Here is a 22,813-nt window from a genome sequence, read left to right as displayed (position 1 = left end):
GGGGAGAAGGGAACAAAAAAGCCGCCGGTTTCCCGGCGGCTTTTTCTTTATCCAGCGACGCTCAGGACAACCAGCCGCGCGCCTTCGCCTTGTTGGCGTACCACAGCAGGAACAGCGCGATCAGCAGTAGCACCACCGGCATCACCAGTCCGACGGGACCATACGCGGCCCATGCCGGCGTCACCACGTAGGCACCGATCATCTGCACCAGCAGCGCGATCAGCGACAACAGGAACATGGTGCCCGCCCAGCGCTTCTTCATCAGCAGCCCCAGCGCACCCAGCACGCCACCGAGTACCGCCACCGCGAACACGATGTTGATCCAGCCGGGCGTGCCCTCGTACACCTGCCGCTGCGTCTCCGGCATCGCCGCCAGTTGTTCAGGCGTCATGCTGACCTGCAGGTACCACATGGCCACGCCGATCAGATTCCAGACCAGCGCGAACACCGCGACAATCCAGTAACCCACCGAGCGCTTCGTCGCTGTCGTCGTCATCATTGCCCTCCCCAGGGTCGTTGTCGGAACCGGGGATGAGCATAGCGCCGGGACATGCGATACCGCCGTTACGGTCCGCCGGTCGGCGCTACCCGCCACACGACATTGCCCACGTCATCGGCCAGCAGCACGCCATTGCGCGCGTCCACCGCCACGCCCACCGGCCGTCCACGCGCGTTGCCGTCGGCGTCGAGGAAGCCGGTCAGCACGTCCACCGGCATCCCCTGCGGACGGCCATCGGCAAAGCGCACGAACACCAGCGTGTAGCCGGCGGGATCGCGCCGGTTCCAGGATCCGTGCTCGCCGATGAAGGCGCCACCCTGCAGCGCCGCCGGCCAGCCCGCGCCGTCATGGAAGGCCAGCCCGAGCGCCGCGACATGCGCCCCCAGTGCATAGTCCGGCGCGATGGCGCGCGCCACCAGATCCGGACGCGGCGGTTCGACGCGCGTATCCACATGCTGGCCGTAGTAGCTGTACGGCCACCCGTAGAACGCGCCTTCGCGCACCGAAGTCAGGTAGTCGGGCACCAGTGCGTCGCCGAGTTCGTCCCGCTCGTTGACCACGGTCCACAGCGCACCGGTCTGCGGTTCCCATGCCAGTCCGACCGGATTGCGCAGGCCACCCGCGAACACGCGGCGCGCGCCGGTCGCGATCTCCACCTGCAGCACCGCCGCACGGTCGACCTCCATGTCCATGCCGTTCTCGCCGACATTGCTGTTGGACCCGACACCGACATAGAGGAACCTGCCGTCCGCGCTGGCCAGCAAGCTCTTGGTCCAGTGATGGTTGAGCGGGCCACCCGGCAGGTCGACCAGTTTCACCGGCGTGGCGTCACTGCGGGTCTGTCCGTTGCGATACGGCACGCTGACGATGGCATCGGCATTGGCGATGTACAGGCGGCCGTCGACCAGCGACATGCCGAACGGCGACATCAGGTTGGCGAGGAATACGTCACGCACCTCCGCCATGCCGTCCCTGTCCGCGTCCCGCAGCAGCGTGATGCGATTGGCGCTGGGCACGGCGGCGCCGGCCTTCTTCATCGTGCGTTTCATGAACCAGGTGCGCAGCCCTTTCTTTTCGGCCGGCTTCGGTGGCGCGTTCGTTTCGGCGACCAGCACGTCGCCGTTCGGCAACACGTACAGCCAGCGCGGATGGTCCAGTCCGCGGGCGAAGGCGGTGACCCGCAGGCCAGGGGCCGGCGTGGGGGCGGTCCCCTCCGGCCAACCCACGGCGGGCGCCACGTTGACGGTGGGAATCCAGCGCTGCGACGGTGCGGGCAAGGCGGGCTGCGGCCCGGTCTCGCTGGGCGCCTGCGCATGGCTGGAACACGACAGGCAGCCCAGCAGCAACCACGGCAACAGGCAGCGGATCATCGTCATCGCACGCACTCCCGGGAGGAAGCGGCGAGCCTAGGCGCGCCGGTGCGAACGCGGCGTCAACCTGCCTGCCGGCTCAGGCGTCGTCCTGCCCCCACGCATCGACCTCGACCGCGCCGTCATCGTCGACACGCACGCGCACCTCGATCGGCTTGCAGCACACATGGCAGTCTTCGATGTACTGCTGGTCGCCGCCCGAATCGTCCACCACCAGCGTGATGGTCTCGCCGCAGTAAGGGCAGTCGATGTCGAAGGCGGGCAGGTGCGGCATCAGGCCGATCCCAATGCGGTGACCGACGCGATGCGGTCCAGCCACAGGTAGTGGGTGACGTCGGGCCGCGTGTGGTCCTCGATGCGGACGACCGCGTTGAATCCCTCCCCGCCCTGCGCGTCGCGGAAGACCTGCACCGTCGGACGCGCAGGCACCACGCCGGTGATCGTGCCGCCATCGGTGAGCACGATCTCCACCCTTGCTTCGTCCGGCAGTTGGCCTATCAGCGCCTCCATGCGCGCGATGTCGGCCTGCTGCGTGTAGAGGTGCCCTGGCCCATCCGTCATGTCGTGCTCCTGCGATCGGTGACGCACCCTAGTCCTTCCGGAGTAAGGCGCCGTGAATGGCGTCAGCGCAGCAGCCGCAGCACCTCGTGGGCCGCTGCTTCCGACGAAGCGGGGTTCTGCCCCGTCACCAGCCGGCCATCGGTCACCACGTACGACTGCCACACTGCCCCGCGCTCATAGCGGGCCCCGTTCCGCTTCAACGCGTCTTCCAGCGAGAACGGCACGATGTCGGTCAAGCCGACCGCCGCTTCCTCTTCATCGGAAAACCCGGTCACGCGCTTGTCCTTCACCAGCGGCTCGCCCAGGGCGCCACGCGGGTGGCGGAACACGGCGGGGCCGTGGCACACCGCCGCCACCGGCTTGCCGGCCGAGAAGGTCTGTTCGATCAGGCGGATGGAATCCGCATCCTCGGCGAGGTCCCACATCGGGCCGTGTCCGCCGGGGTAGAACACCGCGTCGAATTCCGCGTCCACCACGTCCTTCAATGGCCGAGTGTTGGCCAGCGCCGAGAGCGCCTCGGCATCTTCGTTGAAGCGCACGGTGGCAGCCGTCTGCGCGTCGGGGGCATCGCTCTTCGGGTCCAGCGGCGGCTGGCCGCCCTTCGGCGAGGCCAGCACGATGTCGGCACCGGCTTCCTTGAACACGTAGTACGGCGCGGCGAATTCCTCCAGCCAGAAGCCAGTCTTCTGCCCGGTCTCGCCCAGGCGGTCGTGCGAGGTCAGCACCATCAGGATCTTCATCGGCATCTCCTGCAATCGGGCGCACAGGCTAGCGCCGGATGCGATAAGACCGGGTGATCAGTCCGCCTTCTTCACGGCATGGCCGCCGAACTCGTTGCGCATCGCCGACAGCAGCTTGTCGGCATAGGCGTCGTGTTCGCGCGAGCGCAGGCGCTCCAGCAGCGACATCGTGATCACCGGCGCGGACACGTCCAGGTCGATCGCCTCTGCCACCGTCCAGCGGCCCTCGCCGGAGTCCGCCACATACGGGGCGATGCCGTCCATCGCCGGATTCTTCTTCAGGGCATCGGCGGTCAGGTCGAGCAGCCACGAGCGCACCACGCTGCCGTGCCGCCAGATTTCCGCCAGTCCCGCCAGGTCGAAGTCCATCGCCTCCTTCTTCTCGAGGATGGCGAAGCCTTCGGCGTAGGCCTGCATCATTCCGTATTCGATGCCGTTGTGGATCATCTTGGCGAAGTGGCCCGCGCCGCTCGGCCCCACCCGTCCCCAGCCGGTCTGCGGCGTGGGCGCGAGCGTGGCGAATACCGGCGCCAGCGCATGCGCGGCATCCACGTCTCCGCCGATCATCAGGCTGTAGCCTTCGGCCAGCCCCCACACGCCGCCGCTGGTGCCGCAATCGAGGTAGTGGATGCCGGCGGCGCCGAGTTCCAGCGCGCGGCGCTGGCTGTCCTTGTAGTAGGAGTTGCCACCGTCGATGACGACGTCGCCCGCGCCGAGCAGCGGGCGCAGCTGCGCCAGCGTGTCGTCCACCACCTGTCCGGCGGGCACCATCAGCCACACCACGCGCGGCGAAGGCAGCGCCGCCACGGCGTTCTGCAGGCTGGCATGCGGCACGATGCCGCGCGCTTCGGCCTGCTGGCGGGCCGCCTCGCCCGGATCGTAGCCGCGCACGGCATGGCCGCCGCGCACCAGCCGTTCGGCCATGTTGGCGCCCATGCGCCCGAGTCCGATCATCGCCAGTTCCATGTGTACTCCCGGGTATCTGCAGAAGGAAAGAAAGGGGTCATGCCGTCAGCCACTCGCGCAGCACGGCCGTGGTGTCCTGAGGCACTTCCATCGGCGGCAGGTGGCCGCAGCGCGGGAACACGTGCAGGCGTGCGCCGGGAATGCGCGCATGCATCAGCCGGGTTTCCTCCGGCAGCGTCATGCGATCGTCCTCGCCCACGCCGAGCAGGGTGGGCACGGCGATGGTGGGCAGCAGCGGTTCCGAATCGGGGCGGTCGAGGATGGCACGCTGCTGGCGCAGGAAGGCCTCGCGCCCGACGCGCTGCGCCATCGCCATCACGTCCTCGCCCACGTCGCTGTCCACGCGGCTTTCGTGCACCAGCTGCGGCAGCAGCTTGCGGGTGACGCCGGCGAAGCGCCCGGCCTCCGCCAGCGCCAGCCCGGCCTGGCGCACCAGCCGGCGCTTGGGGGGATCCAGCCGCGCACTGGTGTCCAGCAGCGCCAGCCGCGCGACGCGCTCCGGTGCCTGCCGCAGGATCTCGAACGCCACGTAGCCCCCCATCGACAACGCCGCCAGCGCGAACACGGGCGGCGCGGTCGCCAGCACGCGGGCGGCCATGCCGGCCACGCTGTCGTCCCGGGTCAGGTCGGCCTGGTGCACCGGGGCGATGTCGGCCAGCGCCTCGGCGGGGTCGCGCCACAGGCGCGCGTCGCACAGCAGACCGGGCAGCAGGAGCAGGGGGAGCGGTGACATGTGCCTAGTGTAGTGACCACGCCCGGGCAGGACCGTCGCCCGCCCTCCACGGTCCGTTCCACATCCGCAACACACGCCCCTGCGTATGCTGCCCCGGATTCCCCGCGAGACCGCGCATGCATGTTCTGATCACCGGCGGTACCGGCTTCATCGGCCAGGCGCTCTGTGCCCGGCTGCTGCAGGCCGGCCACACTCTGAGCGTGCTCACCCGCGACCCCGCCCGTGCGCGCGGCACACTGCCGGCACCGGTGCGGACGCTGGCCACGCTGGAAGACGCGCGCGACGTGGAAGCGGTGGTCAACCTGGCCGGCGAACCGCTGATGGCCGGCCGCTGGAATGCGACGCGCAAGGCCATCTTCCGCGCGTCCCGCCTCGACACCACGCGCAGCCTGATCGCCTGGATGGCGCGCCAGTCGGTACGACCGCGCGTGCTGGTGTCGGGTTCGGCCATCGGCTACTACGGCCCGCGCGGCGATGAAGCGCTGGACGAGTCGGCCACCCCGGGCGACGACTTCGCGGCCCACCTGTGCCGCGACTGGGAAACCGAGGCCATGCAGGCCGAAGGTCTGGACGTACGCACCTGCCGCGTGCGAACCGGCATCGTGCTCGGCACCGACGGCGGCGCCCTGGCGAAGATGCTGCCGCCTTTCCGGCTGGGCGTCGGTGGACCGATGGGCGACGGCCGGCAGTGGATGAGCTGGATCCATCGCGACGATCTGGTCGGCATGATCCGATGGCTGCTGGAACGCGACCAGACCGGCGGTGCCTACAACGGCACCGCACCCGAGCCGGTGACCAACCGCGACTTCGCCCGCACCCTGGGCAAGGCGCTCCATCGCCCCGCCCTGTTGCCGACCCCGGCGTTCGCGCTGAAGGCGGGATTCGGCGAAATGTCGCAGCTGCTGCTGACCGGCCAACGCGTGCTGCCCGCACACGCGCTGGCCGAAGGATTCACGTTCCGGTTTCCGACGCTGGACGCAGCGCTGGACGACCTGCTGCATGACCCGGTCGACTGATCACGGGATGCGCGAGGCTTTCCGGCGCTCGCGACAGGCTTGGTGAGAGAAGAACGGGCCTCTCTGGTCCTCGCGACATCCTTAGTGAGAGAAGAACGGGCCTTTTTGGTTCTCGCGACATCCTTAGTGAGAGAAGAACGGGCCTCTTTGGTCCTCACGACACCCTTAGTGAGAGAAGAACGGACCTCTCTGGTCCTCGCGACACCCTTAGTGAGAGAAGAACGGACCTCTTCGGTCCTCGCAACACCCTTAGTGAGAGAAGAACGGACCTCTTTCGTCCTCGCGACACCCTTAGTGAGAGAAGAGCGGACCTTTTCAGCGCTTGCGTCGGGCCATGTGTGAGTAGAGGCAGGCAGAATGGCGGCCAACAAGCGCCCTCAGCACCCCATCGCATGCCCATGCTCCGTCGCTACCAACCCGCCGACGCGACCGCACTGACCGACCTCTACGTCCGTTCAGTGCGGCACTACGGACCCCGCGCGTACACGCCCGAACAGGTCGACGCATGGGCGGCCACCGCCGACAGCGCGCGCACGGCAGCACGCTGCAGCGACGGCCGCATCGTGGTGGTCGCACAGGATCAGGCCGGCACCGTGCTCGGCTTTGCCGAACTGGAAACCGACGGCCACCTGGACATGCTGTACGTCGCACCGGATGCGGAAGGGCTGCACCTCGGCACCCTGCTGTACACCGCCCTCGAAACACAGGCGCGCGATCTTGGCCTGCACCGCCTGTTCGTCGAAGCCAGCGAACTCGCCCGCCCCCTGTTCGAACGCCAGGGTTTCACCCTTCTCGGCCGGAATGATCGGGTGCTGGCAGGCGTGGACATCCACAACTACCGGATGGAAAAGCGGCTGCCGCCGTGATGACACCACCGCCATCGTCCCGCACCGTAGGATGGGATGAAGCGAAGCGTAATCCCAGCATCCATGGACGGTGATGCGGCCCGGACAACGATTTACCGCGATGCTGGGATTCCGCGCTGCTCCATCCCAGCCTACAAACTATCCCGCCACCCTGACGTAGGCTGGGATGAAGCGAAGCGCAATCCCAGCACCCACGTTCTGTGATGCGGCACGGACAACGATGCACCGCGATGCTGGGATTACGCGTTGCTCGATCCCAGCCTACGACGATCCTGTCATCGTGGAATAGCACTGCGATCCCCGCTACCCTCGTGCGATGAGGACCTATCTTCGGGACAGGACGCCCGGCGGCTGTTACTTCTTCACCGTGAATCTGGCGGACCGGAAGCGCAGCACGCTGACTGAACACATCGATGCGCTGCGCGATGCCTTTCGCAGGACGTTAGCCGATCACCCCGTGCAGGTCGATGCCATCGTCGTGTTACCGGACCATCTGCATTGCCTGTGGAGACTTCCACCCGGCGATTTCGACTACCCGATGCGATGGCGATTGATCAAGACGCGCTTCGCGGCTCAGGTGGCAGATGATGTACTGCCGAATGCAAGCCGCCAGCGCAGAGGCGAGCGTGGCGTCTGGCAGCGCCGCTACTGGGAACATCTGATCCGCGACGATGCCGATCACGCCCGCCACCTGGACTACATCCACTTCAACCCCGTCAAACACGGACACGCGGCCAGCGCATGCGATTGGCCGTACTCCTCCTTCCACCGCTGGGTCGCACGCGGGGTTTATACCAAGGAGTGGGGCAGCGCATCATGCCCGCCCCCTCCGTAGGCTGGGATGGAGCGAAGCGTAATCCCAGCACCCATGGACGGTGATGCGGCCCGGACAACCATGCATCGCGACGCTGGGATTCCGCGATGCTCCATCCCAGCCTACGAGTCGTCCCGCCACCCTGCCGTAGGCTGGGATGGAGCGAAGCGCAATCCCAGCACCCATGGACGGTGATGCGGCCCGGACAACCATGCATCGCGACGCTGGGATTCCGCGATGCTCCATCCCAGCCTACGAATCATCCCGCCACCCTGCCGTAGGCTGGGATGAAGCGAAGCGCAATCCCAGCACCCATGGGCAGTGATGCCGAGAGGGCTACGACGTAACGCGATGATGGGGTTTCACACTGCTCCATCCCCGCCTATGCCCTCAATCATCCACGCTTCCATCCCGTGCTCAACGCAGCCGACGTGCCTGCTGCGCATCGCGCGCTTCGCGTGCCATCCGTTCATAGCGTTCGCGCAGCGCGTCGAGTTCCTTCTCTTCCAGTTCTTCCAGGTCGAGTAGCGCGTTGTTCGCGCTGCGCGAAACGCGGATCAGTTCATCCAGCTTGATCTGCATCGCCTCGGTGTCGCGGTTCTGGGTGTTCTGGATCAGGAAGACCATCAGGAAGGTGATGATGGTCGTGCCGGTATTGATCACCAGCTGCCAGGTATCGCTGAACTTGAACAGCGGTCCGGTGACCGCCCACACCGCGATGATGCCCAGCGCCAGCGCGAAGCACGCCGGGCGCCCGGTGAAGGTGGAGGCCTTCTTGGCGAGGCGGGTGAAGGCGGATGGGGTGGTCATGACGGGCTCCATGCGAAACCGAAACAGGGCTCAGAGTACCTTTTCCAGATCGCCATGCATCTTCAGAACCGCACCGTGCCTTTCGCTTCCGGCTGACTGATCACAACAAGGCCCGCTGATGCGGGCCTTATGCTTTAGAGAAGAAGGAAAAAACTACTCTGACCCCTGTCTCGGAGTCATTCGAGAGATGCCGCCTTAAAAGGCATCCAATCAGTTCGAGATACAACTTCATTGCCTGCAACCAGCAAAGCTCTGAACAGGTACTCCTCTTCTGGAGTAAGGCAGCGCGTGGCTGTCAGTGCCGTCAACTGAACGCGCAGGACTACTTCGTCGCCAGGCGACAAAGACAAACGAGATCCGGTGCCTACGTAGTCAAGGTAACCGCACGGCGCGACAACCGCTCCGCCAGGACGCGCAACTTCCACTTTGACAGAAGACTCCGCACTCAGACTAAACAAGCGGTCATCAATCACCAGCGCATCTTCAGATCTGTTACTGACAGTAACTATGAACTCTTTTCCTTCGACAGTATCAACTTCGACGTCCGTGCCATATCGCTTACAGGAAAGAAGAGATGCGGCACACGCCAACGCCATAAGAAAACACAACACCGTCGACTGCGAAGCGACACTTTTTCTCACTGCACTCATCTTGAATGCTCCCGATTTTCCGAAACCGAAACAGGGCTCAGAGTACCTTTTCCAGATCGCCACACGTCACCAGAATTCAGGCGCAAGCGGCGGTGTACTCCGCGGGCTGCAACGGCGGCATCCGCTTTAGGACACCCGCCGCCCTCGACCCACACCGTCCGCACACCATGCAACCCATCGCGGCGCTAGCATCCATGCATGGACGTCGCCGCCCTCAAACGCCACTGCCGTTCCCTTCCCGGCTCCGTGGAGGAATTGCACGCACCGCCCGCCAACATTCTGGTGTATGCCGTCGGCGGCAAGCGCTTCGCCTACTTCAAGACCAGTGAACCGGAGCGCTGGCGCTTCAGCGTCAAGGTCTCGCCGGAGCGCTTCCTGGAACTGACCGACCAGCCCGGCATCAAGCCGGCGCGCTGGCTGGGGCACCATCGCTGGGTCACGGTCGTGGACGTGTCCTCCGTGCCCAGCGCCTACCTCACGGAGCTGGTGGCGTGGTCGTACCGCCATGCCTTCGCGCGACTGACCCGCCGCCAGCGGGCCGACATCGGGGAGCCCGTCCTGTGAGGGCGGCGCATGGCGAATCCCTCTTCACTGCCGACGTTGTCGATCCCGGCCCTGCCGGTTCGTCGGAAGACATGAGCAGGCCATGCCGGCCCTGCATCCGTCCCACTCCTGGAGTCCACCATGAACGTCAATCCCTACCTGATCCTCAATGGCACCTGCGAAGCCGCCTTCACCTTCTACGCGCAGGCCACCGGCGGCACGCTGGGGCCCATGATGCGGTTCGACGGTGCGGAAGGCTGCGAGAACATGCCTGCCGAGCACCGGCAGAAGATCATGCATACCAACATCACGTTCGGGCAGACGGTGCTGATGGGCTCGGACAACCATCCGGACTACCCGTGCGAAGCGATCAAGGGCTTTTCGGTGTCGCTGTCGGTGGACAGCATCGCCGATGCCGAGCGCATCTTCGCCGCGCTGTCGGACGGTGGGCAGGTGAACATGCCGCTGGCGCAGACGTTCTGGGCGGTGCGGTTCGGCATGCTGGTCGACAAGTTCGGCGTGCCGTGGATGATCAACTGCGAAAAGGATGCGTGATGGCGGCGGAGGCGTGTCGTGGATACCGTGACGCCCTCCTTCGCTGCGCCGCGGCTTTCACCCGCCGCGGCGCCGTGGTCTGATGCACGGCATGTCCGATTCCGCAACCCATCGCGCCATCGATGCCGTATGGCGCATCGAATCTGCGCGCGTCATCGCCGGTCTCGCACGCATGCTGCGCGACCTGGACCTGGCCGAGGAACTGGCGCAGGACGCGCTGGTCGCCGCGCTGGAGACCTGGCCCCGTGACGGCGTGCCCGACAACCCGGGGGCGTGGCTGATGACCACCGCCAAGCGCCGCGCGATCGACCGCCTGCGCCGGGTGCAGTTGCTGGATCGCAAGCACGAGGAACTGGCGCGGGAACTGGACGACGCGCACGAGGACCGGCGCGCACGCGAAGAGGATGCGCTGGATCACGACATCGACGACGACCTGCTGCGGCTGGTGTTCGTGTCGTGCCATCCGCTGCTGTCGATGGACGCGCGCGTGGCGCTGACACTGCGCCTGCTGTGCGGGCTGACCACGGACGAGATCGCGCGGGCCTTCCTGACGTCCGAGCCCACCGTCGCGCAACGCATCGTCCGTGCGAAACGCACGCTGGCCGATGCCGATGTCGCCTTCGAGGTGCCCCGCGGCGAGGAACTGGAGGAACGGCTGTCGTCCGTGCTGGGCGTGGTCTATCTGGTCTTCAACGAGGGGTATTCGGCCACCAGCGGCGATGGCTGGACACGGCCTGCGCTGTGCGAGGAAGCCCTGCGGCTGGGCCGCATGCTGGCCGCGCTGTCCCCGCGCGAGCCCGAGGTGCACGGCCTGGTCGCGCTGATGGAAATCCAGGCGTCGCGCCTGCATGCGCGCACCGGCAAGGACGGCGCGCCGGTGCTGCTGCTGGACCAGGACCGCAGCAGGTGGGACTACCTGCTGATCCAGCGCGGCCTGGACGCGCTGGCGCGTGCGGAGCGGTTGGGCGGTGCATTCGGCCCGTATGCGCTGCAGGCCGCCATCGCCGCCTGCCACGCGCGGGCACGCACGGCCGACGCGACGGACTGGGTCCGCATAGCGACCCTGTATGCCGCATTGGCCCAGGTCAGTCCATCGCCCGTGGTCGAGCTCAACCGCGCGGTGGCAATATCGATGGCGACCGGGCCCGCGAGCGCATTGCCGCTGGTCGACCGTCTGCTGGACGAGCCGGCCATGAAGCAGTACCACCTGCTGCCCAGCGTGCGGGGCGACCTGCTGTTCAAGCTGGATCGTCGCGACGAAGCGCGCAGGGAGTTCGAGCGCGCCGCCACGCTGACGCGCAACGCACGCGAGCAGGCGCTGCTGCTGGCGCGTGCGCGGGACTGCATGGCGTGACAGCGCGCGGATCCGCGCGCGCCGGCTGCGCGGTCACGCGTCCAGGATGATGGACGGCAGTCCGTCCAGCGCGTGGTAGCCGGCGGGCTGTCCGCCCGCGACGGCCGACTCCTGCATGCGCACCCGGCTGCGCGATCCGCGACGGCGTGGCGATTCCAGCGGATCCAGGTTGCGCAGCAGGCCCGCCTTGCCGTAGCCGAACTGCAGGTCGGTCAGGCGCTCGATCTCCGAGATCTTTACCTGGAAGGTGCCGTAAGCACCGTAAGGCGCCTGCGGCGCGGCCTCGATGCCGTGCTCGGCGATGACGTCGCTCTGGTCCAGCAGGTAAGCCGTGGCGGAGAGCTGGCCATCGCTGCGCTTGGCGACCACCACCTTCCAGAAACGCACCGGATACTGGATGGTCGGGAACGCGTCGTGGACCGGGTCGTCTTCCTCCAGCAGCGGACCGGTGAAGACCTGCACGCGCAGTTCGTCATCCTCGCCAGCGGTCTGTTCCAGGATGTAGCGCTCCAGGCCGTGCCAGAGTGCAGGGTTCTTGTTGAAACGCTCGTGCTGCGGGGTGCAGTTGGTCCAGTGGCAGGTGTCGGCCGCCGACAGCAGCGCGGCCTTGCGGGTGGCGCCGTACTCCAGGTCTTCGCGACGGGTCAGATGACCCCGGTCGAAGCGGTTGTTGCGGTAGTAGAAGTTGCCAACCTGCGCTTTCTCGGCGATGCGCGGATCGAACCGCCACACATCGGCCGGCCGGGTCATGTGGTAGCGATGGGCGGCGTCGAGGTTGGCCGCGGTGTAGATGGCGAAGCGGCGTTCGGCATGCATCACCACGCTGAAGTTGTGGTACTTCAGGACGCAGTCGTCCTTGCCGGCACCCTTCTGCACGATCAGCCTGGCGGCGGCCGCCTGCAACGCGGGCGACAGGCGCGGAAGCGGAACGAGGCGTTCCTCGCGACCGAGGAAATCGGCGCGGTATCCCTTGCGATCGGCATAGGCATCATCGAAGGGGAGTTCCCTTTCCGAGACCGGCGTCCCCGGCGCACGGCTGGCCTCGCGCAGGGCGAAGGTGGATTCGTCGGCACCGGTACCCTGCCGGGCGATGCTGACCGAGCCGCGTGGATCCACTGCCAGGGTCACGGTGACGTAGCGGGATGACGGCGTGCTCATGGCGGACTCCGGCGGTTCGGCGGAAGGAAGGGGTGTGGGCGCGGCGGCATCGAGCTGCAGCCGGGTGTAATCGGGATCGGCGCGAAGCATGGGCTGCAGCAGCGGATGCGCGGGCAGTGCGCCGCGCAAGGTGTTGACGATGCGCGACACGCGGATGCCTTCGTTGGCGATCCACTTGATGTCCGACTCGGCATGGCGCGCAGGGTCGAACGGCTGTCCGTCGTGCGTCAGGATCTGGCCGTCGCGCGTCTCCGGGATGCCGGAATGGTGCAGCGCCACCACGTGCCAGTCGTTGTTGAACACCGGCGATCCGGACGATCCGCCCAGCGTGTCGGTCGAATACCAGAGCACGTCGTCGGTGCGCTTGAGCAGCTTGTTCTCGCGCACGCAGAGTTGCTTGCGCTCGCCGTTCGGATGCTGCACCACCGTCAGCCATTCGCCATCGGCGACCTTGCCGGTGACGCCGATCAGCGGCAGGAACCCGAAGGCATCCAGCGTGCCGTCGGCATTGTCGGAACGCGGCGCCACCGCCACCACGGCGAAATCCAGGGCTTCGTCGGCGAAGAACAGGCGCTGCGGCTCCAGCGCGAAGACCTGCGGCGCCATCGGCTGGTCGTACAGGTCGGTTTCGTAGCGGAAGTGCGCCTGCGAGGTCGCCGCCGTGGTGGAATCCGGCACGACGTGGTGATTGGTGATCAGCACGCCGGGCGCCACCAGGAAGCCGGTGCCCCAGCCGCGCAGCCGGCCTGCGCCATCACGGATGGCGATGCGGGCGACCGCCTCGGCGACCCGGACGCCCTTGGCGAGATAGTTGACCGGCTGGATCTCGTTGCCGTGGATGATGCGTTCGTAGACGCGCCTGGCCTCGCCCGCATCGCCCAGGCTGTCGCGCAGGAACCGCAACCGTTCGGCCTTCTGGCGGGCGGTGGCGATCTCATCGGGCGGCGCATCGCGACTGCTGGACGCGATCTTCCTGACATCGACGCCCGCGTCGCGCTCGAGTGCCTTCTGGATCTGTTCGGTCAGGATGCTCACTGCGCACTCCCTGCATGACGGACGCCACCATCGAACGGGTCACACCAACCGATGCCCGCCACTGCACTCCTGCCAACGCGCGGCCACGCACGCAACGGCCAACCGCTCACGACATACATGCATGTACTGGCGGTGCAGCCTGTCCGTCTCTTGCGCGTGGCCGCGTTGCCATGAAGGATCGCAAGGTGCGAGACCTCGCCGCGCGATCCTTGTCTCCCGTCCCTGCCGAGCGCCCCACCATGTCCGCATCGATCGCATTGAGCCTTTCCGGAGGCGGCTACCGCGCCACGCTGTTCCACGCGGGCGCGCTGCGTCGCCTGGCGGAACTGGGCGTGCTGGACCGCATCACCCATGTCTCCGCGGTATCCGGTGGGGCCATTGCCGCCGGCGTATGGGCCGACGACCTGCGCACGCATCCCGGCGGCGATGCGCGGGATCGCGCGCGGCGCATCGAAGCGCGCATCCTGGCTTTCTGCAAGGAGAAGATCGATACGGGCACGATCATCGGCGGCATGCTCAACCCGTTCAAGAGCGTCAACGAAACGCTGATCGGTGCCTACCGCAAGCATCTTTTCCGCGACGACCCGCGGCTCGACCAGCTACCTGCCGCGCCGCGCTTCACCTTCTGCGCCACCAACCTGGCGACCGGACGGCAGGTCTACCTGGAACGCGACGGCATCCGCGACTATCGCGTCGGCGAACATCCCTATGTCGCCACGCTGTGCGAAGCCGTGGCGGCCTCCAGTGCGTTCCCGCCCTTCCTTTCACCGATGGACCTCGTGCTGGATCCGGCGTTGTGGCGCCTGTCGTCACATCGTCGGGCCAGCGGCTTCGGCGCTCCACCCACCCTGCACCTGACCGACGGCGGCGCGTACGACAACCTCGGCCTGGAGCCGGTCTGGATGAAGGGGTACGACTACGTGCTGGTCAGCGATGCCGGCGCGCCCTATCTCGAGGACACCGAGGTGAAGACCGACTGGTTCTCGCTGGTCAATGCGGCGATGGAAATCGCCACGGACCAGTCGCGGGGGCTGCGGAAGCGCTGGCTGATTTCGCGCTTCAACCAGGCACCCGGAACGCCCGGCCATGCACGCGGCACGTACTGGGGCATCGCGAGCGACGTGGAAGACTACGGACTGGCGGACGCCATGCCGGTGAAGCACGCCAAGTCGCAGCCGTTGCGGCGCATCGCCACGCGCTTGGCACCGTTCGACAGCGGCGTGGACGAGCGCCTGGTCAACTGGGGCTACGCGATGGCGGACACCGCGATGCGCAAGTGGCGCGGTGACCTGATCGCCGTCACCGCGCCGCCGCCCGCGTGGCCATTGCCGGCGCAGTCGCTGGCGTAGGCCTCATTCGCCCAGGTAGTCGCGCTTGCCGAGAGGCACGCCGTTGTGGCGCAGGATGGCGTGCGATGTCGCCACATGGAAGAACAGGTTCGGCAGGGCGAACCCGAACAGGTAGCTGCGCCCGTCGAAGGTCATGTCGCCGCGCGTGCGCGTGGACAGCGTGACGGTGCGTGCTTCGCTGCCCTCCAGGGCGGCTTCGTCGAACGTGCGCAGATAGTCGCTCACCGCGTCCAGTCGCGCATACAGCTCGGCGAAGGTCGACTCCACGTCCTCGAAGCGCGGCGACTCCACGCCGGCCAGCCGCGCCGGCGCGAACTTGGCGGTGTCGGCCGCGATCTGTACCTGTCGCACCAGCGGCAACATGTCGGGATACAGCCGCGACTCCAGCAGCACCGCCGGTTCGTATCCCTGGGCAAGGGCGTGCGCTTCGCCCTTCGCCAGCGAGTGACGCAGGTTGCTCAGGGCACGCAGGAAGACGGGGACGGAGGCTTCGTACATCGACAGGACGGCGCTCATCAGGGGTTCCGGGCAGTGAAAACGCGAGGATACCCGCGCGCCTGCACCCCGATTAGCCGGTCGACGCGGGAGACTGCATCCCATGACGTGGCACCCGGGGTGTCGCGTTCCGGTGCGGTCACCGCGCATGCGCTAGCATCGCCTGCCCTTCCCACACCCTGCCCCCATGCCCGCCTGGACCGACCTGATCCGCGATGTCCCCGATTTCCCCAAGCCGGGCATCCTGTTCAAGGACATCACGCCGGTGCTGGCCGACGCAGGCGCCTTCGCCGATGCCGTCGATGCGATGGCCGCGCCATGGCGCGCGGAATCGCTCGCTGCGGTCGTCGGAGTGGAAGCGCGCGGCTTCATCCTCGGCGCCGCACTGGCGCGCGAACTCGGGGTGGGCTTCGTGCCGGTGCGCAAGCCGGGCAAGTTGCCCGCCCACACCCTGTCGCTCGACTACGGGCTGGAATACGGACGCGATCGCCTGGAGATTCACGCCGATGCGATGCCGGCGGGTGCACGCGTCCTGGTGGTCGACGACGTGCTCGCCACCGGCGGCACGCTGAAGGCGGCCGTGCAACTGGTCGAGCGGCAGGGCGGCGTGGTGGCGGGGACGGCCGTGCTGGTGGAGCTCGGGTTTCTCAACGCACGCGCGGGGTGGCGCCACGCCGCACCGCTGCATGCGTCGGCGGTGTACTGAAACCGCTCTACCTTGCCGTCATCTTCTTTTCCTTCGCCCCGATGCGGCGGCGCCGTGAGGGTCGCCATACACGGTTCAGCAGCGGCAGGACATCAGAGCAAGGGAGCGCTGCCTGTGTGTGACGGCAAAGAAAGAGGGGGAGGCATTGCACCTCCCCCTCCGGCGCCGTAGCGCGATGCCGGCCATGTGTCGGGCATGGACGGCCACGAGCCGCTTCTTGGGGATCGAAGCGGGTCGCCTAGCCGCCGACAGGGGATCGTCGGCGGTTAGCGGGGCGCGTGTGACGGGCCAAGGGCGCTTGCTTCACTGACCTCGGCCGGCACCGCGTGTTTCGCTGATTCCTTCTTCCCTCGTCTCCGTCGCGGCATGGGCCGCGTGGCATGCCTTCAGGACGCCCGCATCGCGCGGCTGAGATGCTTGGTGTTGTTGCGGTGGAGGTAGCGTTCCACCAGCGCGTGCAGGTCGATGGCGCGCTGGTCTTTCGGATCGAAGCGCGCGAGCACCTCATTCCAGTTGCCGTCCTGCGACCACCGGATGAAACGCACATAGATGCCATGCCAGGAACCGTAGTCGCGCGGCAGGTCCGACCAGTACGCGCCCGTCTGGGCGACCCACAGCACGGCCTCGATGAAACGGCGCGCATTGCCGCCATGGCGGGCGCGTGCGCCTACACGGCCCGGCAGTGCCTGCATCACCAGCTTCCACTCCTCGGCGGTCAGGCGCTGCATGATGGGCCACTGGCTGATCGCGCGCGGCCCCACGCCCTGCGGGACCGAAAGATTGGGGGCCTGGGGCACGACGACCACGGCGGGTTCGTCCCGCGTGGTGTCGCCTGCGACAGGAGGCGTGGTCGTGGTTCCGTCGTGCGTCATGCGCGATCCCCCATCGCCACCGCGGCGATGCCTGTCGCCGTCGGTTCGTACATTCCGATTACCGCTTGCCCGACCCTCTTCACACTCCGCATGACATCCCCTTGTGGATCCCGTTCTATCGATGTATCCCTGCCGTCCAGGCCCTGCCTCCGCGCAACTCCGGTTCTGATGGGCAAACAGCTGCGAAGCCGGCATTACGGCTTGCACGTTCGCCCCGCGGCGGTTCATATATGCAAGGGACGAGATCGTGATGAAGGACACAGTCCGGACATGGCACAACAACCAGACATCGACGGATCACCGCCTGCGGGGACCGGCATGCCTGGGGCGCTGGACATCGCGACGATTCCGCCGCCGGACCCCGACTCCGTCACCCAGTTGCTGGGGGAGGTCGAGAATGGACAGCCCGAGGCCTGGAACCGCATCTATGCCCTGCTGTACCGGGACCTGCACCAGATCGCGCGATCGCAGATCCGGCAGCAGCGCCGCGGCCACGTGCGGTCGCCGACCTCGCTGATCAGCGAGACGTGGCTGAAGCTGGCGAGTGCCGATTTCAGTGTGGAGAACCGCGCCCATCTGGTCGCCCTGGTCGCGCGCGCGATGCGCTTCGTCCTGCTGGACGAGGTACGCCGCGCATTGGCCGAAAAGCGCGGCGAGGGCATGGACCTGCTGCCGCTGGACGAGAGCACGGAGCCGGGCCAGAGCCCGCGACTGGAACAGTTGCTGATCCTCGATCAGGCGCTGAACGATCTTGCCAAGCTCGACGCACGGCTCGCCCAGGTGGTGGAGATGCGTTATTTCGGCGGTCTCAGCGAGCTGGAGATCGCCGACGTGCTCAAGGTGACCGAGCGCACCGTGCGGCGCGACTGGCGCAAGGCCCGCGCTTTCCTGTTCAGTCACCTGGGCGACGGCGAGCTCCCCGAGCCCCTGTGAGCCATCGGTCGATCGGCCTGCCGTGGGACGCACGTCCGGAATCCTTCCCGCGTGTCGAAAGCTCCTGGTGTGGACCCCCGACCTCGCCTCGAAGAAGCCCCGCACCGGACCGCGTCGCGCGCCCGGCAGCCCTCCGTCGCGGTCATCCGCAAACGTGGCCTGCGCGGATGAAACGTTCCCGCGCGCGCGCGATGTGCCTGTTCGACCTTTACTCGGACATGGCGGATGACGAACAGGCGCGTGCGCTGGCGCTGCTGAAGCACTCCGATACCGCGCTCCACGATGCGCTGGTGCAGTTGCTGGTCGCGGATGCCCTGGCGCACGATCTGGATGCGCCGCCCTGGCTCCGCCAAGCCGATGTGCAGGAAGCGCTTCGCGACCTGCAGGTTCCGGTCACCGCGCCGGACCGCCCGCACCGCTGATCGCCGGCGCGGCGCATTTTTCATCTCACAATGGGTGACCGGCTTCTGTCCGGCGCGGGCCTTGCGGCATACGCCGACGTGCGGTGCCTGCACGATGTGGCCGCCATCGCATTTCTCGCTTCAACCACTGTCATTTCCCGTCCCGGCGTGATCGCCGCATGCGGAATTGGGACCGTGTTGGCAGCCGCCATACCGGGGGGGCTCGCTAGCATGACCACTCCTTTCCGACCGGTCCCCGCGCACAAGGAGTGCAGATGACGATCCATGCCGCCGCCGCCTTCGAAGGCACTTGGGATTTGCTGCCCGAGCAGTGCGATTACCAACTCGGCCGCGCGCCCCGCAGCGCGCACTATCATCTCGCCTGCGCGGAGGACGGCGCCCTGTCGATCGCGTCGGAGTGGCTGGGCCGCAACGGCAAGCGCCATCGCGCCGCGTTCGATGGTCGCGCCGACGGCACGCCCTATCCGTACCAGGGCACGCCCCATGCCGACGCGCTCAGCTTCGAGTCGGTGTCACCCACGCAGCTGCATTCGACCACCTGGCACGAGGGCAAGGAGGTCCAGTGGTCGGAACGCGAACTGGTCGACGCGGACACGCTGGTGATCCGCATGCGCGGCCACCTGAGCGACGGCCGCAGTTACACCAATGTCGGTGTCTTCCGCCGCCAGGACAGCTGACGCGCGACCGATCGCTTCCCGCGGACGGACACGAAAAGGGCGCCTCGCGGCGCCCTTTTCATTCCTGCCGTGCAAGAACCTTCGGTCCTTGTACGGTTTCCTCAGCGCGTCTGTACGCAGTTCTGCAGCCACAACACGCGCTTGACGTCGTCGTAGCGCAGGAACTGCCCCTTGAACGTCACCTTGTCGCCCTTGCGGAACGTCAGCACGTTCGCCAGCTGGTTCGGCTTGAACAGGCAGGCCACGCCCACCCGCGGCTCGTTGTCGCCCGGTACCTGCAGCAGGCCGGAACCGGGCTGGGGAATGTCGAACGAGACGTTGTAGTCCTCGCCGTCTTCCTGGATGTAGTCCACGCGCCCACGCAGCGCATAGTTCCGGCCCTTGTGGCGCGCCGTCACGGCCAGGGCGTTGCCCTTGGCCTCGCGCGCGATCTCGCGCGAGAAGACGTAGACGTCCTTGACCGTCACGTCGGCGTTGTTCTGCGTCTTCGCCCCCTGCGCCGCGGCAGTGCGGCCTTCCTTGCCGCCCTTCACCTTGCCCAGCAGCTGGCACATGTAGGGACGCATCGCATCCGCCTTCGCGATCTGGCCCTTCTCGGTCTTCACCGTCATCTGCACGACGGCGCCCGTTCCCTCGGCACTGATGTTGATCAGCGTCGGGATTGCCCGCGTGGTACCGGTGGAGCGCTGCTCGACGAGCATCGTGCCGGTCTCGGCATCCTCGGTGATCACGTCCATCTTCTCGGCGATCATGATGCCGCGCATCTGCCCCATCGCATCCTTGAGCGACAGGTCAGGCACGGTGACACGGCTGGAGAAGTCGTTGCCTGAGAAGATGCTGCCGGACTTGCTGAAGTTGTCCTCGCATTCACCCGCGATGGCGGCGGGCGCCACGCTCGACAGGACGAGCGCGATGGCGGCAAGTAGCTTGTAGGTCATGTGGTCCTCACATAGTGGAAGTAGTGGGCATCCCGGACATCACGCGGCGATGTCCGCCCGCGCCCGATCCGTCCCCGCGGCATTCTGGCAAGCCCGGGCAGCGCACCACAAGCGCCAAGCACCCTAGAATCGCGGCTTTCCTTCAAACCCATGTCAAATCCATGACCCCTCGCTGCATGGCGCCTCGACGCCGACGACGCCACGCGTTCGCCGCCATCGCGTGCCTGCTGCTGTTGCCGGCAAGCGCGTACGGCCAGGACACGCCGACGCCGCGCACCCTGCCTGCGGACGTTCAGGCCGATGTCGACGCGATCGCCGCGCAGCTGGCGCGGGTCGGCGACACGGACGTGGCGCTGGCGTGCGACAAGGCGGTCGACAATGCCCGCTACGGCGTGGAGACCATGCTCGAGGTCGGCGAAAGGAACCTGCTTGGGGGCTACATGACGCAGGCCGCCTACGATGCCGTGACACCTTCGCTCCGGTCACTGCTGGACGTGCTGACCGTGCAGGACTGCGAGGCCGCCCACGGTCCGCGGCGCGATTTCTACCAGTGCATGTCCAGCGACCACAACCATGTCGTCGCCTGCGGCAAGGCACATCCTTTCGATCCGTGACGTCGGCGTGCTGTTGACCATCGCGCGCCGCCGCGCCACCCTTCCGGCATGAACCTGATCCTCGGCATGTCGGCGGCATCGCCGGTGCTCCCTGTTTCCGGATGCCACGTCCGATGACGTCGCTGCGCATACCTTCCCTGCTCCAGGAATGGGCCGGCTTCGCCATTCCCGTGGCGCAGGCACTGGCGATCCTGCTGGGCGCCTGGCTGCTGCTGCGAGTGCTGCGCATCGTGGTCCGGCGCATCTGCGATCACTACCGCCTGCCCGCGCAGGTCGCCGTCAGCGCGCGCCGGCTGCTGGGCGTGCTGGTCTACGTGTCCGCCTTCATGGTGGCATTGGGCCGGCTGGGCGTGTCCGGCAGCGTGCTGTGGACCGCGCTGACCGGGTTCACCGCGGTGGCGGCGGTCGCGTTCTTCGCTGCGTGGAGCGTGCTGTCCAACATCTTCTGCAGCGTGCTGATCCTGACCACGCGGCCGTTCCGCGTGCACGACCACATCGAAGTGCTGGAGAACGGCGACAAGCCCGGCCTGCGGGGCCGCGTGATCGACATCAACCTGCTCTACACCACGCTGCTGGAAGAAGACGCGTTGCGTGGCGACACGGTGCTGCAGATTCCCAACAGCCAGTTCTTCCAGCGGACGACGCGGCGCTGGCGTTCGGGCTCGCCGCCGTCGCCCTCCGCGCCCGAATAACGCCTGCGTCAGCCCGCGGTTTCGCATGCGACGGCAGGCGTCGTCGCCCTCCCCCGCAACGTCCGCTGCGCCCACAGGTAGAGCAGCAGGCCGGCGACGGCCATGGCCGCACCCACATATCCTGTCGACGTCCAGCCGTACCCCGCCGTGATCGCCATGCCGCCCAGCCAGGGACCCAGCGCGTTGGCGGTGTTGAAGGCGGCATGGTGCGAGGCGGCCGCGAGCGTCTGCGCGTCGCCCGCCACGTCCATCAGGTGCGACTGGAGCAGCGGACCGAGCGCCCCCATCAGCCCGATCATCACGGTCGCCAGCAGGATCGTCGGCAAGGTGTTCGCGAGCAGCGGGAACAGCAGCAATGCGACCGTCGCCCATGCCAGCACCATCCACGCACCGCGAAGGCGGAACCGGTCGGACAGCCAGCCCCCGACGAAGTTGCCCACCACCCCGCCCACGCCGAAACCCGCCAGCCCCAGCGGTATCCACGCCGGCGACACCTGCGTCACGTCCAGCATCGTCGGCGCCAGGTAGCTGAAGACCGAAAACATGCCGGCGAAACCGATCGCGCCGATGGCGAGCGCCTGCCACACCGGCAGGCGGTTGAACGCGCGCAGTTCATCGAGTGGCCTGGGCTTGGCGCCGTCGATGCCGGCCGGCAGCCAGATGGCGAGCAGCAGCACCGTGCCCAGCGCGACCAGCGCGACCACGGCGAACACCCATCGCCAGTCGATCACCTGCCCCAGCCACGTGGCGAGCGGATTGCCGATCAGGATGGCCAGCGTCAGGCCCAGCATCACCAGGCTGATCGCACGGCCGCGCTTGTTCGGCGGACTGATCGCCACGGCCGTCAGGGCGGCGACACCGAAGTACGCGCCGTGCGGCAGGCCCGCGACGAAGCGGAACACCAGCAGGCTTTCATAGGTCGGTCCGAGTGCGCTGGCGAGGTTGCCCAGTGCGTAGAACCCCATCAGGGCCAGCAGCAGGGTCTTGCGCTTCCAGCCCGCACCGAGGATGGCGAGCAGCGGCGCGCCGACGACGACGCCCAGTGCGTAGGCACTGATGAGGTTTCCCACCTGCGGCTCGGTCACGCTCAGCGACGCCACCATGTTCGGCATCAGGCCCATGCTGGCGAATTCGCTGGTACCGATGGCGAAACCACCGAGCGTCAGCGCGAACAGGATGAGTCCGGCCTGTCGTGGCGGCAGCGGAAGATCGCTCGGCGCCCTGGCCGGCAGAGGAGAAGACGTGGTCATGTCTCATTATGCTGCATGGCAACACGCCGCCGTTGCAGCCGGGCATGGAACGCTGCGTCGGGTGTCTGCGAATTCTCGTTACGCTCGACTGTGAATCGAGCCCAATGCGTTCACAAATGTGTACGCCATGCGGTACAAGAACGTGTCAGGCGACCGCGCGCGGAAACGCACTCCGCCAACGCGGCCCCAGCGGTT

At 67.2% G+C, this 22,813-nt stretch carries 27 protein-coding genes; 13 read left to right on the top strand and 14 right to left on the bottom strand.

What is annotated here, in order from left to right:
- Positions 1 to 61: 61 nt before the first annotated feature.
- From CYU89_RS17780 to CYU89_RS17750, 7 genes are all read right to left on the bottom strand, one after another.
- A complete protein-coding gene (locus CYU89_RS17780) occupies positions 62 to 499 on the bottom strand; it encodes a hypothetical protein (protein WP_296282870.1) in 438 nt (145 codons plus the stop codon).
- A gap of 65 nt (positions 500 to 564) precedes the next feature.
- Entirely contained in the window at positions 565 to 1,875 is a 1,311-nt protein-coding gene (locus tag CYU89_RS17775; RefSeq protein ID WP_343125270.1) for a sorbosone dehydrogenase family protein, read from the bottom strand.
- 73 nt (positions 1,876 to 1,948) lie between these two features.
- Complete coding sequence (locus tag CYU89_RS17770; protein ID WP_296282869.1) at positions 1,949 to 2,143, bottom strand: CPXCG motif-containing cysteine-rich protein; 195 nt, start codon at positions 2,141 to 2,143, stop codon at positions 1,949 to 1,951.
- Entirely contained in the window at positions 2,143 to 2,430 is a 288-nt protein-coding gene (locus CYU89_RS17765; protein ID WP_296282868.1) for a DUF3247 family protein, read from the bottom strand. Before CYU89_RS17765 ends, CYU89_RS17770 begins: the two co-directional genes overlap by 1 nt.
- Positions 2,431 to 2,492: 62 nt before the next feature.
- Complete coding sequence (locus CYU89_RS17760) at positions 2,493 to 3,170, bottom strand: type 1 glutamine amidotransferase domain-containing protein (protein WP_296282867.1); 678 nt, start codon at positions 3,168 to 3,170, stop codon at positions 2,493 to 2,495.
- 57 nt (positions 3,171 to 3,227) lie between these two features.
- Entirely contained in the window at positions 3,228 to 4,136 is a 909-nt protein-coding gene (gnd, locus tag CYU89_RS17755) for a phosphogluconate dehydrogenase (NAD(+)-dependent, decarboxylating) (protein ID WP_296282866.1), read from the bottom strand.
- Positions 4,137 to 4,173: 37 nt separating this feature from the next.
- Positions 4,174 to 4,944 (bottom strand): alpha/beta hydrolase, encoded by a 771-nt coding sequence (locus CYU89_RS17750; RefSeq protein ID WP_343125269.1) that lies wholly within the window; start codon positions 4,942 to 4,944, stop codon positions 4,174 to 4,176.
- Positions 4,945 to 4,985: 41 nt separating this feature from the next.
- Here CYU89_RS17750 and CYU89_RS17745 point away from each other — a divergent pair, with 41 nt between their 5' ends.
- From CYU89_RS17745 to CYU89_RS17735, 3 genes are all read left to right on the top strand, one after another.
- A complete protein-coding gene (locus CYU89_RS17745; RefSeq protein WP_296282864.1) occupies positions 4,986 to 5,885 on the top strand; it encodes a TIGR01777 family oxidoreductase in 900 nt (299 codons plus the stop codon).
- 392 nt (positions 5,886 to 6,277) lie between these two features.
- Positions 6,278 to 6,751, top strand: a complete 474-nt coding sequence (locus tag CYU89_RS17740; RefSeq protein ID WP_296282863.1) for a GNAT family N-acetyltransferase — start codon at positions 6,278 to 6,280, stop codon at positions 6,749 to 6,751.
- Positions 6,752 to 7,067: 316 nt separating this feature from the next.
- Complete coding sequence (locus CYU89_RS17735; RefSeq protein WP_296282862.1) at positions 7,068 to 7,586, top strand: transposase; 519 nt, start codon at positions 7,068 to 7,070, stop codon at positions 7,584 to 7,586.
- A gap of 396 nt (positions 7,587 to 7,982) precedes the next feature.
- On the opposite strand, the gene CYU89_RS17730 is transcribed toward CYU89_RS17735, so the two are convergent.
- Positions 7,983 to 8,375 carry a low affinity iron permease family protein gene (locus tag CYU89_RS17730; protein WP_296282861.1) on the bottom strand — a complete coding sequence of 131 codons (393 nt, stop codon included), beginning with the start codon at positions 8,373 to 8,375 and terminating at the stop codon, positions 7,983 to 7,985.
- A 176-nt stretch (positions 8,376 to 8,551) separates the two neighbouring features.
- The gene (locus tag CYU89_RS17725) at positions 8,552 to 9,025 is read right to left on the bottom strand and encodes a hypothetical protein (RefSeq protein ID WP_296282860.1); all 474 of its coding nucleotides are present in this window, start codon (positions 9,023 to 9,025) and stop codon (positions 8,552 to 8,554) included.
- 198 nt (positions 9,026 to 9,223) lie between these two features.
- On the opposite strand from CYU89_RS17725, the gene CYU89_RS17720 reads away from it, so the two are divergent.
- The 3 genes from CYU89_RS17720 to CYU89_RS17710 all read left to right on the top strand — a co-directional run bounded on the left by CYU89_RS17720 (position 9,224) and on the right by CYU89_RS17710 (position 11,477).
- Positions 9,224 to 9,589, top strand: coding sequence for an MmcQ/YjbR family DNA-binding protein (locus CYU89_RS17720; protein WP_296282859.1), 366 nt, complete (start codon positions 9,224 to 9,226; stop codon positions 9,587 to 9,589).
- 120 nt (positions 9,590 to 9,709) lie between these two features.
- Positions 9,710 to 10,123, top strand: a complete 414-nt coding sequence (locus tag CYU89_RS17715; protein WP_296282858.1) for a VOC family protein — start codon at positions 9,710 to 9,712, stop codon at positions 10,121 to 10,123.
- Between the two features lie 91 nt (positions 10,124 to 10,214).
- Entirely contained in the window at positions 10,215 to 11,477 is a 1,263-nt protein-coding gene (locus CYU89_RS17710; protein ID WP_296282857.1) for an RNA polymerase sigma factor, read from the top strand.
- 33 nt (positions 11,478 to 11,510) lie between these two features.
- On the opposite strand, the gene CYU89_RS17705 is transcribed toward CYU89_RS17710, so the two are convergent.
- Positions 11,511 to 13,670, bottom strand: a complete 2,160-nt coding sequence (locus CYU89_RS17705) for a DNA/RNA non-specific endonuclease (protein ID WP_296282856.1) — start codon at positions 13,668 to 13,670, stop codon at positions 11,511 to 11,513.
- Between the two features lie 239 nt (positions 13,671 to 13,909).
- Between CYU89_RS17705 and CYU89_RS17700 the strand changes: the two genes are divergently transcribed.
- On the top strand, positions 13,910 to 15,019 hold the full coding sequence (locus CYU89_RS17700; RefSeq protein WP_296282855.1) for a patatin-like phospholipase family protein: 1,110 nt from the start codon (positions 13,910 to 13,912) through the stop codon (positions 15,017 to 15,019).
- A gap of 3 nt (positions 15,020 to 15,022) precedes the next feature.
- Here the strand turns inward: CYU89_RS17700 and CYU89_RS17695 are convergent, their stop codons facing one another.
- A complete protein-coding gene (locus tag CYU89_RS17695) occupies positions 15,023 to 15,535 on the bottom strand; it encodes a DUF1993 domain-containing protein (protein ID WP_296282854.1) in 513 nt (170 codons plus the stop codon).
- A gap of 166 nt (positions 15,536 to 15,701) precedes the next feature.
- Between CYU89_RS17695 and CYU89_RS17690 the strand changes: the two genes are divergently transcribed.
- Positions 15,702 to 16,220 carry an adenine phosphoribosyltransferase gene (locus CYU89_RS17690; RefSeq protein ID WP_296282853.1) on the top strand — a complete coding sequence of 173 codons (519 nt, stop codon included), beginning with the start codon at positions 15,702 to 15,704 and terminating at the stop codon, positions 16,218 to 16,220.
- A gap of 386 nt (positions 16,221 to 16,606) precedes the next feature.
- Here CYU89_RS17690 and CYU89_RS17685 read toward each other — a convergent pair whose 3' ends face one another.
- On the bottom strand, positions 16,607 to 17,092 hold the full coding sequence (locus CYU89_RS17685; RefSeq protein ID WP_296282852.1) for a transposase: 486 nt from the start codon (positions 17,090 to 17,092) through the stop codon (positions 16,607 to 16,609).
- A 270-nt stretch (positions 17,093 to 17,362) separates the two neighbouring features.
- Here CYU89_RS17685 and CYU89_RS17680 point away from each other — a divergent pair, with 270 nt between their 5' ends.
- The 3 genes from CYU89_RS17680 (at position 17,363) to CYU89_RS17670 (ending at position 19,124) form a co-directional block, all read left to right on the top strand.
- Entirely contained in the window at positions 17,363 to 18,025 is a 663-nt protein-coding gene (locus tag CYU89_RS17680; RefSeq protein WP_296282851.1) for an ECF-type sigma factor, read from the top strand.
- 167 nt (positions 18,026 to 18,192) lie between these two features.
- The gene (locus CYU89_RS17675) at positions 18,193 to 18,447 is read left to right on the top strand and encodes a hypothetical protein (RefSeq protein ID WP_296282850.1); all 255 of its coding nucleotides are present in this window, start codon (positions 18,193 to 18,195) and stop codon (positions 18,445 to 18,447) included.
- Between the two features lie 254 nt (positions 18,448 to 18,701).
- Positions 18,702 to 19,124 (top strand): hypothetical protein, encoded by a 423-nt coding sequence (locus CYU89_RS17670; RefSeq protein ID WP_296282849.1) that lies wholly within the window; start codon positions 18,702 to 18,704, stop codon positions 19,122 to 19,124.
- A gap of 101 nt (positions 19,125 to 19,225) precedes the next feature.
- Here the strand turns inward: CYU89_RS17670 and CYU89_RS17665 are convergent, their stop codons facing one another.
- Complete coding sequence (locus CYU89_RS17665) at positions 19,226 to 20,062, bottom strand: hypothetical protein (RefSeq protein WP_296282848.1); 837 nt, start codon at positions 20,060 to 20,062, stop codon at positions 19,226 to 19,228.
- Positions 20,063 to 20,238: 176 nt separating this feature from the next.
- Between CYU89_RS17665 and CYU89_RS17660 the strand changes: the two genes are divergently transcribed.
- Both CYU89_RS17660 and CYU89_RS17655 read left to right on the top strand, forming a co-directional pair.
- Entirely contained in the window at positions 20,239 to 20,676 is a 438-nt protein-coding gene (locus CYU89_RS17660; protein ID WP_296282847.1) for a hypothetical protein, read from the top strand.
- 113 nt (positions 20,677 to 20,789) lie between these two features.
- Positions 20,790 to 21,368 carry a mechanosensitive ion channel family protein gene (locus tag CYU89_RS17655; RefSeq protein WP_296282846.1) on the top strand — a complete coding sequence of 193 codons (579 nt, stop codon included), beginning with the start codon at positions 20,790 to 20,792 and terminating at the stop codon, positions 21,366 to 21,368.
- An 8-nt stretch (positions 21,369 to 21,376) separates the two neighbouring features.
- On the opposite strand, the gene CYU89_RS17650 is transcribed toward CYU89_RS17655, so the two are convergent.
- Positions 21,377 to 22,618, bottom strand: coding sequence for an MFS transporter (locus tag CYU89_RS17650; RefSeq protein ID WP_296282845.1), 1,242 nt, complete (start codon positions 22,616 to 22,618; stop codon positions 21,377 to 21,379).
- Between the last annotated feature and the right edge of the window lie 195 nt (positions 22,619 to 22,813).

Origin of the sequence: Pseudoxanthomonas sp. (assembly GCF_002863005.1) — a bacterium.
Lineage (GTDB): Bacteria > Pseudomonadota > Gammaproteobacteria > Xanthomonadales > Xanthomonadaceae > Pseudoxanthomonas_A.
Note: the sequence above shows the minus strand (reverse complement) of the source record. Positions and strands in the feature narration are given on the sequence as shown.

Bases quoted from the DNA above. Each gene is read 5' to 3' on its own strand.
- CYU89_RS17780 (WP_296282870.1), bottom strand. From the start codon at position 499: ATGATGACGACGACAGCGACGAAGCGCTCGGTGGGTTACTGGATTGTC.
- CYU89_RS17775 (WP_343125270.1), bottom strand. From the start codon at position 1,875: ATGACGATGATCCGCTGCCTGTTGCCGTGGTTGCTGCTGGGCTGCCTG.
- CYU89_RS17770 (WP_296282869.1), bottom strand. From the start codon at position 2,143: ATGCCGCACCTGCCCGCCTTCGACATCGACTGCCCTTACTGCGGCGAG.
- CYU89_RS17765 (WP_296282868.1), bottom strand. From the start codon at position 2,430: ATGACGGATGGGCCAGGGCACCTCTACACGCAGCAGGCCGACATCGCG.
- CYU89_RS17760 (WP_296282867.1), bottom strand. From the start codon at position 3,170: ATGAAGATCCTGATGGTGCTGACCTCGCACGACCGCCTGGGCGAGACC.
- gnd (WP_296282866.1), bottom strand. From the start codon at position 4,136: ATGGAACTGGCGATGATCGGACTCGGGCGCATGGGCGCCAACATGGCC.
- CYU89_RS17745 (WP_296282864.1), top strand. From the start codon at position 4,986: ATGCATGTTCTGATCACCGGCGGTACCGGCTTCATCGGCCAGGCGCTC.
- CYU89_RS17740 (WP_296282863.1), top strand. From the start codon at position 6,278: ATGCCCATGCTCCGTCGCTACCAACCCGCCGACGCGACCGCACTGACC.
- CYU89_RS17735 (WP_296282862.1), top strand. From the start codon at position 7,068: ATGAGGACCTATCTTCGGGACAGGACGCCCGGCGGCTGTTACTTCTTC.
- CYU89_RS17730 (WP_296282861.1), bottom strand. From the start codon at position 8,375: ATGACCACCCCATCCGCCTTCACCCGCCTCGCCAAGAAGGCCTCCACC.
- CYU89_RS17725 (WP_296282860.1), bottom strand. From the start codon at position 9,025: ATGAGTGCAGTGAGAAAAAGTGTCGCTTCGCAGTCGACGGTGTTGTGT.
- CYU89_RS17720 (WP_296282859.1), top strand. From the start codon at position 9,224: ATGGACGTCGCCGCCCTCAAACGCCACTGCCGTTCCCTTCCCGGCTCC.
- CYU89_RS17715 (WP_296282858.1), top strand. From the start codon at position 9,710: ATGAACGTCAATCCCTACCTGATCCTCAATGGCACCTGCGAAGCCGCC.
- CYU89_RS17710 (WP_296282857.1), top strand. From the start codon at position 10,215: ATGTCCGATTCCGCAACCCATCGCGCCATCGATGCCGTATGGCGCATC.
- CYU89_RS17700 (WP_296282855.1), top strand. From the start codon at position 13,910: ATGTCCGCATCGATCGCATTGAGCCTTTCCGGAGGCGGCTACCGCGCC.
- CYU89_RS17695 (WP_296282854.1), bottom strand. From the start codon at position 15,535: ATGAGCGCCGTCCTGTCGATGTACGAAGCCTCCGTCCCCGTCTTCCTG.
- CYU89_RS17690 (WP_296282853.1), top strand. From the start codon at position 15,702: ATGCCCGCCTGGACCGACCTGATCCGCGATGTCCCCGATTTCCCCAAG.
- CYU89_RS17685 (WP_296282852.1), bottom strand. From the start codon at position 17,092: ATGACGCACGACGGAACCACGACCACGCCTCCTGTCGCAGGCGACACC.
- CYU89_RS17680 (WP_296282851.1), top strand. From the start codon at position 17,363: ATGGCACAACAACCAGACATCGACGGATCACCGCCTGCGGGGACCGGC.
- CYU89_RS17675 (WP_296282850.1), top strand. From the start codon at position 18,193: ATGAAACGTTCCCGCGCGCGCGCGATGTGCCTGTTCGACCTTTACTCG.
- CYU89_RS17670 (WP_296282849.1), top strand. From the start codon at position 18,702: ATGACGATCCATGCCGCCGCCGCCTTCGAAGGCACTTGGGATTTGCTG.
- CYU89_RS17665 (WP_296282848.1), bottom strand. From the start codon at position 20,062: ATGACCTACAAGCTACTTGCCGCCATCGCGCTCGTCCTGTCGAGCGTG.
- CYU89_RS17660 (WP_296282847.1), top strand. From the start codon at position 20,239: ATGGCGCCTCGACGCCGACGACGCCACGCGTTCGCCGCCATCGCGTGC.
- CYU89_RS17655 (WP_296282846.1), top strand. From the start codon at position 20,790: ATGACGTCGCTGCGCATACCTTCCCTGCTCCAGGAATGGGCCGGCTTC.
- CYU89_RS17650 (WP_296282845.1), bottom strand. From the start codon at position 22,618: ATGACCACGTCTTCTCCTCTGCCGGCCAGGGCGCCGAGCGATCTTCCG.